A 12,049-nucleotide genomic window follows, 5' to 3' on the forward strand; every position below is an offset into this window, starting at 1 on the left:
CAATTTCCTTGCGTCTTATCGTTTATAAAATTTAATTTACTGAATCAATTTCTTAATTTCTTCCAAATCATCAATTTCATTCACCGTTTTATCTTTCCGCCATCTTACAATTCTTGGAAACCGTAATGCGACACCGCTTTTATGACGTTTGCTGAAACCTATTCCTTCGAAAGCGATCTCAAAAACCAACTCAGGTTTTACGGTACGAACAGGCCCGAATTTTTCAATGGCATTTTTATTAACAAACTTGCTGACTTCCATAATTTCTTTATCCGTCAAGCCTGAATATGCCTTTGCAATGGTGACCAAAGCATCGCCGTTTTTTACGGCAAAACTGTAGTCGGTGTAATAAGCGCTTCGCCTTCCGCTTCCTTTTTGGGCATAAATGAGAACAGCGTCAATCGTTAACGGATTGATTTTCCATTTCCACCAATCGCCTTTTTTTCTTCCTGAATGATAGGGTGAATTCTTTTGTTTTAGCATCAAACCTTCACTATTGATATCTCTGGAATTTTCTCTGATTTGATTGAGATCTTCCCAGTTTTCAAAATCAATAACCTGAGAAAGTTTAATATTTTCAGGAGCTTGATTTAATAATAATTCTTCCAAAATCGCGCGTCTGCCAGAGATTGGTTTTTCACGTAAATCCGTTCCTTCTAACTCTAAAATATCATAACAGAAAACTTCAATCGGAATTTCTAAAAGCATTTTTTTAGGTAAATTTTTCCGGTTTAATCTTTTCTGTAATTCATTAAAATTTAAAACCTTGTTATCTTTTACGGCTAGTATTTCTCCATCTAAAACAAAGTTTCCTTTCATTGCCTGTATTGTTTCTGCAACTTCAGGGAATTGTTCTGTCACCAATTCTTCACCTCTCGACCAAATGAAAACCTCATCATTTCGTTTAATGATTTGTCCACGAATTCCGTCCCATTTATATTCAACTTGCCACTCGTCCGGAGTTCCGAGTTCTTCCAATTCTTTTTCTAAAGGATACGCCAAACAGAAAGGATAAGGTTTGGAATTATCTGGGTTTATATTTTCCGCTGAAATCAGTTCTTGAAATGAAACTTCATCAGGCTGCCATTTTCCCATTAAACTATGCATTAACGTACTTGCTCCCTGTCCTGAAAACTTTGTTAAAGAATTAATTAACGTTTTAGAAGAGACGCCAATACGGAAACTTCCACCTAATAATTTATTGAAAATCAAACGTTCTGTATAATCCAATCCATTCCAAGAATGTAAAACGAATTCTTTTTTCTCTGCTTCTGTTTTATTTTTTAAACTGATAATTTCATTCATCCATTCAGACAATGTTTTATCAATTTTTTCCGTTGGAGGAGGAAGAATTAGCGAAATTGTTTCACCCAAATCTCCAACCGAAGAATAACTTTCCTGAAACAGCCAAAATGGTAATTGGGTAATTTCCAACGCCCATTTTTTCATATAATTGGTATTGACATTTCGTTTCGGTCTTTTACCTGTGAACAAGGCGATAAACCACAATTTGTCTTCATCTGGAGCGCGTTCCAAATAATCAATAATGGCGTCAATTTTTGCGTTGGTCTTGTTGGTGCTTTCCAAAGCATTGATCAATTCTGCAAAATGTTTCATAAGTAGGGGATAGCATTTGTTTTGGTCATTTTTTCCGTTTTTCGTTAACCATGTCAAGGTTCAAAACCTTGACATGGTTAAGAAACTATTCAACATCTTTAATAACTTCCTTCTCGGTTTTCTCTTCGTCATCGTCACCATACAACGTTTCAACGACATCAGATTTAATTCCGATTTCATTTAAATATTTAGAAAAAACTTCGGTTTGCCCATGCGTAACATGTACAATTTCCGCTTCGGTGGCCTTTATGGCTTGCAATAACCCTTTCCAATCTGCATGATCACTCATAGGAAATCCTGCATCTGCACTTCGCCATCTTCTTGCTCCACGAACCTGTATCCAGCCTGAACAAATGGCTGTTGCTGCATCCGGTATTTTTTTGATTACATTACTATCCAACAAAGCGGGTGGAACAATCACAATATCGCCCTGAACGTGTTTTACACTTTCTCTAAAATCGGGAATTTCATAATCGGGAAGTACGATTCCGACCTCTTCAAATGCTTTGTTGAGTTTACCGATAGAGTAATGAACATAGATTTTTCCCATTCCCTCAACCGCTTTCATAATTCTCTGCGCTTTTCCCAAAGAATAACCGATAAAAACGGATGTTTTTTGATTTTCCTGATTTCGTAACACCCAGTTTTGAAGTCTTTTATTAAGATCAGGAATTTCCAGCCAATTATAAATAGGAAGTCCGAAAGTACTTTCTGTAACGAATTCATTGCACTTGACCAATTCAAAAGGCGTACTTAATCCGTCGTCCTGAACTTTATAATCTCCGGAAACTACACTTACATATCCTTTATATTCCAAACGGATTTGGGCAGAACCAATGATATGGCCTGCCGGATGGAGTGAGAGCTTAACACCATTGATATCCAAGACTTCACCATATTGTAAGGTTTGACATTCAATATCCGGAGAAATCCTTTGATGTAAAATAGGTTTTGTGAAATGGTGACACAGGTATTTTTTCATTCCCCAACGGGCGTGGTCGGCGTGACCATGTGTGATAACTGCATAATCAACAGGTCGCCACGGATCAATATAAAATTTCCCTTGCGGACAGTAGATACCTTTATTGGTGAATGTGATTAGTTTCAATGGTGTGATTGGTTTAGATTTAATATTCAAAAATCTAACCAATCACTTTAAGAATGTCTGTAAATTAAAATTTTTAAGCCTTTTTCAATTTTAGCTTATAATTATTCAGTAAGAAGAAAGTAATGATTCCAACTGTCAGTTCAATTAAGGCACTTCCCCAATAGATGCTTTTAACCCCGAAATAATACGGTAAAATCAACATTAACGGAATGTATAAAATCAACTGACGTAAAAACACCAGAAAGCTTGCTTTTTTACTATCATTTACTGCAGGATAATAGGAGAGTGCCAACACGGTGATTGGCAATAACGGAAGCACAGAAAAGAATAATCTAAAATCATTAATTTGATTATCGTTCACTACATATCCCGGAAGCATTAAGCCAATTAATTGTTTCGGAAAAATAAGGGCGATTAAAAAGAAAGGCAACAATATCGCGATCCCAGCTATAATATAGGTTTTCAAAAATTTTCGGGCTCTATCAAATTGTCCAGCTCCGAAATTAATTCCGACAACAGGCTGTAACCCTCGCATTAATCCAAATAAAGGGGTTAATAAAAACAGGAAAAATCGATTCAAAACGGTAAAAAATGAAATGTCATTTTCAGTTCCATATCTTGCAATGGCGTTGAAAATAATAATGCTTTGAACAACGCCCATTACCGATAATATCATTTCGGGAAGTCCTAATTTCAATATTTTTTTTCCAATTGTTTGATCGAATGAAATTGATTTCCAATTGGTTTTAAAAGAACTTTTCCCTTTAGCGTAATAATAAAATCCAAGGAGAGAATAGATCAGCATTCCACAGTTCGTTGCCCAAGCTGCACCTGACACGCCCATTCCGAATGTGGAAATAAAAATAGGTTTCAAAATAATATCGATGACAAGCCCAACCGCAATCATCATCGCAGCGGTTTTCATTTTTCCTTCTGCACGGACTAACATATTTAAGGCTAACCCATAAATCCAGAAAATGGTTCCAATCAATGTTACTCTAAAATATTCTACCGCAATGATTTGTAATTCTCCTTTTGCGCCCATCATCGCCATTAATTCGTGGGCAAAAATATAGGCTGGAATCGTACAAAGCAAAGAGAAAAAAATACATAGAAAGTTGAAACTTCCAAATAAATTATACAGTTTATCTTGCCTATTTTCTCCAATCCACATACTTACTGCAGCACCGGCTCCTGTTCCTACTAATCGCCCAAATCCGAGAACAATTTGAGATAATGGATATGCCATTCCGACTGCTGCAAGCGCTTTTGTGTTAATTAAATAGCCTACAAAAATAGCATCCAGGAAATTATTGATTCCATATAAAACAATCGCCGCAACGGCAGGCCATGAGGTTTCCCACATGACCTTTTTGAGATCACCTTTTAAGATGAATGTTTTGCGGTCCATGCTTTTGTTGTGTTGAATTGTTGAAAGGCAATTCGCTTTTCTACTTTATAAATTTCTTTTCCGGCAATCGCATTGATGATGATGGCATTTCGGTACGCACCCATTCCTAAATCCGGAGTCACAAAACCATGCGTATGAAGTTCTGCATTTTGCACGAAAATGTTTTCTGAGCTGTCGATGGTGTATTCACGACTTACATCAAACAACCCTTCTTCATTTCTTTGGATCTGGTTTTTAATTCCTTGTAAGAATTTTGGTTCTTTATATTTGTAGCCCGTCGCCAAGACAACATAATCTGAGATATTGGTAAACGTAATGTCATCCTGCATATGTGTGAAATTCAAAACATAAGAATTACCTTCAGGAGATATAGTATCGAGTTGACAACTTGGTTTCAAGTCTACATACAAAGGCACATTACCAACGCTCATTTCGTATAATGTATCAAAAATATCGTTGATCAATTCAAAATTAATTCCTTTATAAAGTGGCGGTTGTTTTGCCAATACATTTTGTCTTTGAGCAGGCGCCATGTTATAAAAATGATCAACATATTCTGGAGATGTCAATTCTAAAGTCAGTTTAGAATACTCCATTGGGAAAAAGCGGTCTGGTCTCGTGAACCAGCTCATGTGGAAATGCTCATTCGTTTCAGGAAGAAGATCCTGAAAAATCTCAGCTGCACTTTGTCCGGAACCTATGATAGAAACTGATTTTGCATTCAGAATATGATCTTTATGCTTCAAATATTCTGATGTATGAATAACATTCGGATAGTTTTTACCCTCCATAAATTCAGGCAACCTTGGTTGAGTTCCTGTTCCTAATGCTAATTTTCTTGTGAAATATTTTTTAACATCATTATTTTTTAAGTCTAACACTTCAAACGTATATATTTGTTGAGATTCTTCAAAGCTGATGTTTTCAACTTTTTTCCCGAACAGGCAATTCGGCAATTGGTTCGCTGCCCACTGGCAATACAGATTATATTCTTTTCTTAAAATAAAGAAATCTTCTCTGATATAAAATTTATATAAACGGTCGGTTTCCTTTAAAAAATTCAGGAAGCTATATTTGCTTTTCGGATCTGCCATCGTAACCAAATCTGCCATGAAAGGAACTTGTAAAGTAGCGTTATCAAGCATCAAGCCGGGATGCCAATCAAAGCCTTCTGCCTGATCTAAAAAAAGAGATTCGATGGATTCTACAGGCTCTAAAAGCGCTGCTAATCCAAGGTTGAATGGACCAATTCCGATTCCGATGATGTCGTATATTTTGTTGTTTTCCAATGTTTTTATTTTTTGAAATTTGAATTATTTAAACTTTTATTTTAACCACAAAAGTTTCAAAAGCTCACATTGAATTATTTAAGTTGATCATAAACTGTAAACAAGAACACATAAGTTTTAAAAATCAAAGATTTTTATTCTTTGTCAAACTTTTGTTTTCTAAACAGTTAGCTTTAAATGATTCAATGTGAGCTTTTGTATCTTTTGTGGTTAAAATTTTAATTAGCTTGAAGAATTATTTTAAATACTTTTCGCTTCCAATCTGCTTTCAGGGCATTTTTCCCAATATCCTTCTCGAGTACAGAAAGTCAGGTACGCAGTTTTGTGAGGCATTTCAATAATTCCTTCACGAGTGTATCCTAATTTTGTAATGATTTTATCAGTCGGAACGGCATCCACAGATGCTTCGCCAATACATTTTCCTACTTCAGGAAGCATGAAAATATAATCTAATGCTACTTGAAAAGATTGGAAAGAGAACTTCTTATCTTTCTGCGTTTCAGCAACAAAAAAGTGTGTTCCGTAATCTGTTGGTAAAGACTCATAATAAGCTCCTACAATATCTCTCATCGGCCAGTAAGGCTCAAAACTGAATTGGGCAACACCATTCACTTCACCAATAAAACTGTGTTGTTCATCACTTGGAAGAATCGTTCTGAACCAAAGTTCCAAGTCTCTTTTCGGGCCATCCATTTTCCAGAAAGGTTTGGCGTGTTCCATGTTAAACCATTCGTGAATCATTTCAAAATCATTTTCGATGTTGAAAGGTCTGATGCTAATATGTACATTATCATCTTCAAAGTATCTTGAATAAACCGTTTCTGTAGATTCAGGCTTGATTAGCTTATTTGAAAAGAAGTATTTATGTAAAGGATTCGGAGTATCCAGAAAAACAGCAGGATATTCTAGATTTTCATCTGCTTCATTGATGTTTTGAAGGCTTGTGATTAAATTTCCTTTCGTGTACCAATTTCTTTTGTTGATAATGTAATCCACTAACCCTGTTTCATCTTCATTTTCAAGCTCTTTGAATGCTTTGTAAACTAAATTAATGAGCTTTCTTTCGTTCGCTAATCCGCTGCATCCTAAAGCATTCACAACGCCTAAAATATTATTCGTCACCAAATAATAGGTATATTTTGGCGCCAAAGATTCTTCATCAATAATCGACTGGCTTTCATCCGCGATTCCCGGAAGCGCATTAGAAACCAAATCTTTTCTGCCTTCTCTAAAGAAAAATCCCTGATTGTCTCTGAAATAAATTTTCCCTGGAAAACCTTTTTTATCAAGCTCAATCATTACATTTTGCTGATGGAATTCACAAGCTAATCCGTAGGTATTCAAAATACCGACAATTGGTCTTACGCAAATATGGAGATATTGTTTAAACCAATCTAAAGCGACCTGTTCAACTGGTAAATCAAGATTTTTAGCCGTATTTTCTATGATATTTTGAAGTCTTGAAGGTTGTCCAAAAATTCCGTCCTGACAAAGCGCTGCTAAAAGCGTTACATTTTTAGTCTTATTTTCACCTTGGAAAGGATTTCTTCTGATGCTGATATTGAATCCATTAATTACTTTATCATTGAATTTTACAGCAATAAAAGCGGGATCCACCATAAAATCAATTTCAGGATAATCCTTCTGTAAATTTTTCCCCCAATCTGTTTTTAATAACTGACTGATGTCGTGACCACGGTGCAATTCAGGATATAAGTTGATTCTTTCTGAGTTGGTGATTTTCACATGAAGAGAAAATTTATACATCCATTTGCTGTTTTCGCTGTAAACTGTTCTTACAGATGAAGTAGGAGTGAAGGACTCTCCATAATGTCCTAATGCAAACAAAATCCCTTGCTCCTGCATGATTTGAATATCTTCCTGAACCAATAAATACTCAGCTTCCCAAGGATGCATTGGAACAATTTGATATTCAGGAAATCGATCCCATAATTTTTTATGCTCAGTGTTTAAAAGAGGATAGATCTTTTCGCCTAATTCTTTGGTAACAGGCGTTCCATCCGCATTTTTTTCAATGATGTTTTCAGGTTTAATTAAAAAATAAAATAACTGAAATTGTCCAGAAGTTTCAGGAGAATATTTCAATAAATCTTCTTGATTAAATCCTTGTTTTGATTTGGGAACCGGATGTAAAATATGTCCTAAAACAAGCGATTGCTCAGCCTCAATAAAATACATTTCCAGATCATTCACTGACTTATTATTTTCAACCAGATAATCTAAATAAGTAGTCAAATTTTCAATACTATTGTTCAATCTTTTTAAGACTGTTGAAGCATCGATATTGGGATACAAGCCTTTTGAATATTCTGCGGTCATGGTCATAAAACCGTAAATATCTACTTCAGAAACTTCATCGGTATCAATAACTCTCCTTATTACAGGAAAGTCAAAAAGATGTCTTCCTGTTTCTGAAAAATAATTTACCGGAACGTAAACATCGCATCCAATCGAAGAAAAATCGATTCTGATATGTAAATCAGTTGGTGTTTTTTTCAAATGTTTGGCAATGGCATCATCATATTTTGGAATTCCCAAATAGCGGCTCCAGTTGCTGAATTCTCTCATATAACAATTGATGAGAGCGGTATAGTTGATCTGTTCTGCGTAGTCTTGATTAGTTAACTTCAATGTATTCATTTCCGTGTTTTTTTATGGTTTTTACAATTGATTTGATATCTTCAACCGTGGTTAAAGGATTTAGAATGGTGAATTTTAAGTAAAACTGTCCGTTGACTTTAGTTCCTGCAACAAGTGCATTTCCGTTTTTATAGAGTTGTGATTTGATGTAGGTATTGATTCTGTTCAGGTCAAAGGTTTTAAAAGGATCTGCCGAATAACGGAAGACCAAAGCAGAGAGATCCGAGCGGTTTAGTAATTCAAAATTCGGATCATTCTCCAATAGAACCGCTGCTTCTTTTGCGGTGTGTATAATTCTCTCAATATAGCCTCCCAAGCCTTTTTTACCGATAATTCTAAGGGTAAACCAAAGTTTTAGTGCATCAAAACGTCTTGTGGTTTGTATTGATTTATTAACCTGATTAGGAATTTCGTTTTCATCATGATCTTTTGGATTTAAATAATCGGCGTAATGGGTAATCAGTCCGAAATATTTTTTATCTCTCACGATAAATCCGCTGCTGCTTACAGGCTGAAAGAAAGATTTGTGATAATCTACGGTTACAGAATCGGCATCTTCAATTCCCTTAATTAAGTGGCGGTATTTGTCTGTCAATAACAAAGCACATCCGTAAGCGGCATCTACATGGAACCAAAGGTTATATTTCTTTGCAATTCCTGCAATATTAATCATTGGATCAACATTTCCAAAATCTGTAGTTCCTGCTGTTGCAACAACTGCAATCGGGATATTTCCGTTTTCAATTTCTTTTCTAACGGCATCTTCCAACAACACGCTGTTCATTCTAAAAGAGCGGTCGGTTTTAATCTTAACAACAGCCTGCTCGCCTAATCCTAAAATTGAGGCACTTTTCTGAATGCTAAAATGGGCTGCATCCGAAACAAAAATTCTGAAACGATGCGCGTCTTTTGATAATCCATCTTTTTTGATGTTGTGGTTTAAATATTTCAGAGAATAATGATCTCTCGCCAACAGCATTCCCATCAGGTTGCTTTGAGAACCACCGCTGGTGAAAATCCCGTCTGATAGATTGTCAAAACCTATTTCATTAGAAGTCCATTCAATGAGCTTCTGCTCAATTAATGTTCCGCCTGCACTTTGATCCCAAGTATCAAGTGAAGAGTTGATAGAGCTGATCAACATTTCTGCTGCAATCGCTGGAATCACAATCGGACAATTAAGATGGGCAACATATTTAGGGTGATGAAAGGCAATTGCATGTTGGGTATACAATTCTTTAACTTCCTCAAAAACCTCTTCATAGGTATGCGAAGGATCGTTAAGATTAATATTTTCAAACTGTTTTCTCAGTTCTCGTGGAGAAATTCCACTGAAAGGTTTGTGGGTGTCTTCCAAAAATGAAATGACACTTTCCTGCGCTTTGTTGACTGCTTTTTGATATTCATGAATGTTGATATCACAAAATAAGCTCTCCAGATTTGGGAAAAGACTTTCCTTTTCCGAAACCAATTTTTCGGTAATCACTGTGTTCATAGAAGTTCTGGATTGGTTGTTTCTTTTTTACTATTAAATTTTAGAGTAAACCATTAAGATTTTCTTTAAGACATTAAAAACGTTAAGTAGACTCTTCATTACGCTTTACTTTATTCTGACATCGCGTTTGTCATTTCGACGATAGAAAAATCTACTTAACTGTCAAAAAATTAAATCTTAATGGTTTAAAATATTCATCTAAATTTGAATTAAATGATTAATACGTTATCGTGTATCCTACAGAAAATGTAGTTCCTCGCCCTTGGTACGCAAAGGCCTTTTGAGGCGCTCCGTAGAAAAATACAGAACGCTGTCCCCAAATAGTGGTGTATTGTTTATTGAAAATATTCTGAACGCCAAAGTTGATGGTTCCTTTGTTCAGTTTTACATCTCCAATAAAATCGAATAGGGTATACCCAGTGATTTTCATATCTGCTAAATCAGTATAATTCATAGAATTCTGCATTTGCAGTCTTACAGAGAATCTTTTAGCGTTCCAACCTGTGAAAGCCATAAATTTCGATGGATTAGTCGTATAAACAGACTGATTCTGCCAGCCTTTATCAACGGTTTCTGTTTCAGATTGCATCAATAAAATGTTTCCTCCCAATTCCAAGCCTTCGGCAAATCGATAGCCTAAAGCGCCTTCGAAACCGTAGTTTCTCAATTTCTGGTCAAGTAAAGAAATTGTAAAAGCGGCATTGTCTATTTTCAATGTTTTGTTGGAAAGGGCGTAGAAAAAAGATCCTTGTCCATAGAATCCGGCTTCCGAAGTTCTGTTATGTCTGAAACCTAATTCCATTTGGTCGGTTTTTATTCCGCTTAATGGCTGCTCTGCAATGTTGATGCTGTTGAGTACATTCCAACGATTATTATTCAATTGATATTTTCCAAAGCCATAAGATTTTGCAGCATCGGGAACGGCAAATCCTTGAGAAAAACTCAACCAAGCCTGCCAAGCGGGATTAAATTTGTAGAGTAAACTTCCATTAAGTAAGGTTACATCGTAGTTGTTTTTACCGCCTTTCACCACATCTGCAGAATTTCCATATCCGAAATGCATGTACACCTGCTCCTTGAATCCAACAAAATCATCCAATTTCACATTAATGAATTGCTGTCTTACCCCTCCGGAAAGGGTCAGTTTTTTAGTAATATTCCAGTCTGCCTGGATAAATCCTGCCAATGTAAATATTTTGGTATCAGGATATCTTCCAACAAAAGTATCTGTTTTGTTAATTAATCCTCCCGACTCACTGCTTTTTTGAGGATTGAATATCGCCTGATTTCCTGTGAAATTTTCAAAATCGGTATCTACGCCGTAAGTAAAGTTGAATGAATCCCATTTTTTAGACAACACGACTTTCGCACCATACACATCGGTATTTCCTCTTGCTGAAGACAAAAATACAGGAAGTATAACGCCCGCCGGAGGTTTAGGAACTTCCGCAAAAGAAGCCCCGAAATCTACTTCTTCTCGTCTCGCATACGCTTGTAGAATTAAATTTTGACCGCCTAAAAAATTACGATGATTATACTGTAAATTAGCCATAAAACGCTCTGTTCTTGGAACAATATCAGAATCTGCTCCGTCCAAAACATTGATGAGATCAGGGTTTTTAGTAGTAAATCCAACGAAATTGGGTCCGAAAGAAAGCCATTTTTTATTTCGAACTTTGGAGTTATAATATTGTAAATCTAAGCTCAAATCCTGATCCGGACTTAATTTAACGCTAATTCCGCCTAAAATATCGATCGATCTGTTGTATTGAAAGTCGGCCTGTTTAACATCAGTTATAATTTGATTTCCGCTCGCATCAAAAGCACCTTCATTTTGAGTAAAAGCAGCTCCCAATCTGAATTTTATTTTATCATTTCCTCCTGAAACAGACTGAGCAATTCTTTTATCAAGATCATCTTTATGGAATCCTGATTTCAAACCAACAGAAGTTTCAAAAGCCAGGTGATTAGACGTTGGTTTCTTGGTAATGATATTAATAATTCCTCCCGTAGAATCACCTCCGTAGATGGCAGAAGCTCCGGAAAGCACTTCAATTCTTTCGATGTTAAAAGGGTCTATGGCATCAAATTGTCGGCTTGTGGCTCTTGTACTGTTTAGGGAAACACCGTTGAGTAAAACAAGAACATTTCTGCCACGCATATTTTGGGCATAATTGGTTCTTCCCTGATTTCCAAAATCAAATCCCGGAATCATATTTCCCAATACTTCCTTCAGTCCGGCACCGCCTCTGATCTGGGTTTGAAGCTCTTTATCACTAATCACCCAAACCGTTCCCGGAATATCACTGATCTGTTTCGGTGAACGTGATGAAACCATAATAATTTCATTGATGTCTGTTGTGTTGAGACTGTCCTGCTTACTCTGAGCAGAAGTATTTGTGGCTATAGCTGCCAACAAGAATATAGAAAGCGCGTATTGCTTTTTCATTTATTTAGAATAATTAAAA

At 36.0% G+C, this 12,049-nt stretch carries 7 protein-coding genes; all 7 read right to left on the bottom strand.

The features are described 5' to 3' along the window. Positions 1 to 36: 36 nt before the first annotated feature. The 7 genes from BUB80_RS01070 to BUB80_RS01100 all read right to left on the bottom strand — a co-directional run bounded on the left by BUB80_RS01070 (position 37) and on the right by BUB80_RS01100 (position 12,030). Positions 37 to 1,617 (bottom strand): ATP-dependent DNA ligase, encoded by a 1,581-nt coding sequence (locus BUB80_RS01070; RefSeq protein ID WP_073290170.1) that lies wholly within the window; start codon positions 1,615 to 1,617, stop codon positions 37 to 39. Positions 1,618 to 1,702: 85 nt separating this feature from the next. Further along, complete coding sequence (locus BUB80_RS01075; RefSeq protein ID WP_073290076.1) at positions 1,703 to 2,725, bottom strand: ligase-associated DNA damage response exonuclease; 1,023 nt, start codon at positions 2,723 to 2,725, stop codon at positions 1,703 to 1,705. Positions 2,726 to 2,798: 73 nt separating this feature from the next. Further along, positions 2,799 to 4,136 carry an MATE family efflux transporter gene (locus BUB80_RS01080; protein ID WP_073290078.1) on the bottom strand — a complete coding sequence of 446 codons (1,338 nt, stop codon included), beginning with the start codon at positions 4,134 to 4,136 and terminating at the stop codon, positions 2,799 to 2,801. Beyond that, positions 4,112 to 5,425 carry a lysine N(6)-hydroxylase/L-ornithine N(5)-oxygenase family protein gene (locus BUB80_RS01085; protein ID WP_073290080.1) on the bottom strand — a complete coding sequence of 438 codons (1,314 nt, stop codon included), beginning with the start codon at positions 5,423 to 5,425 and terminating at the stop codon, positions 4,112 to 4,114. The genes BUB80_RS01080 and BUB80_RS01085 overlap by 25 nt, the downstream gene beginning before the upstream one ends. A 240-nt stretch (positions 5,426 to 5,665) precedes the next feature. After that, positions 5,666 to 8,086, bottom strand: coding sequence for a GNAT family N-acetyltransferase (locus BUB80_RS01090; protein WP_073290082.1), 2,421 nt, complete (start codon positions 8,084 to 8,086; stop codon positions 5,666 to 5,668). Continuing rightward, the gene (locus BUB80_RS01095; RefSeq protein ID WP_073290084.1) at positions 8,064 to 9,581 is read right to left on the bottom strand and encodes a pyridoxal phosphate-dependent decarboxylase family protein; all 1,518 of its coding nucleotides are present in this window, start codon (positions 9,579 to 9,581) and stop codon (positions 8,064 to 8,066) included. The genes BUB80_RS01090 and BUB80_RS01095 overlap by 23 nt, the downstream gene beginning before the upstream one ends. 217 nt (positions 9,582 to 9,798) lie before the next feature. Further along, positions 9,799 to 12,030 carry a TonB-dependent receptor gene (locus tag BUB80_RS01100; RefSeq protein WP_073290086.1) on the bottom strand — a complete coding sequence of 744 codons (2,232 nt, stop codon included), beginning with the start codon at positions 12,028 to 12,030 and terminating at the stop codon, positions 9,799 to 9,801. Positions 12,031 to 12,049: the final 19 nt, after the last annotated feature.

Origin of the sequence: Chryseobacterium polytrichastri, assembly GCF_900142445.1 — a bacterium.
Taxonomy (GTDB): domain Bacteria; phylum Bacteroidota; class Bacteroidia; order Flavobacteriales; family Weeksellaceae; genus Chryseobacterium; species Chryseobacterium polytrichastri.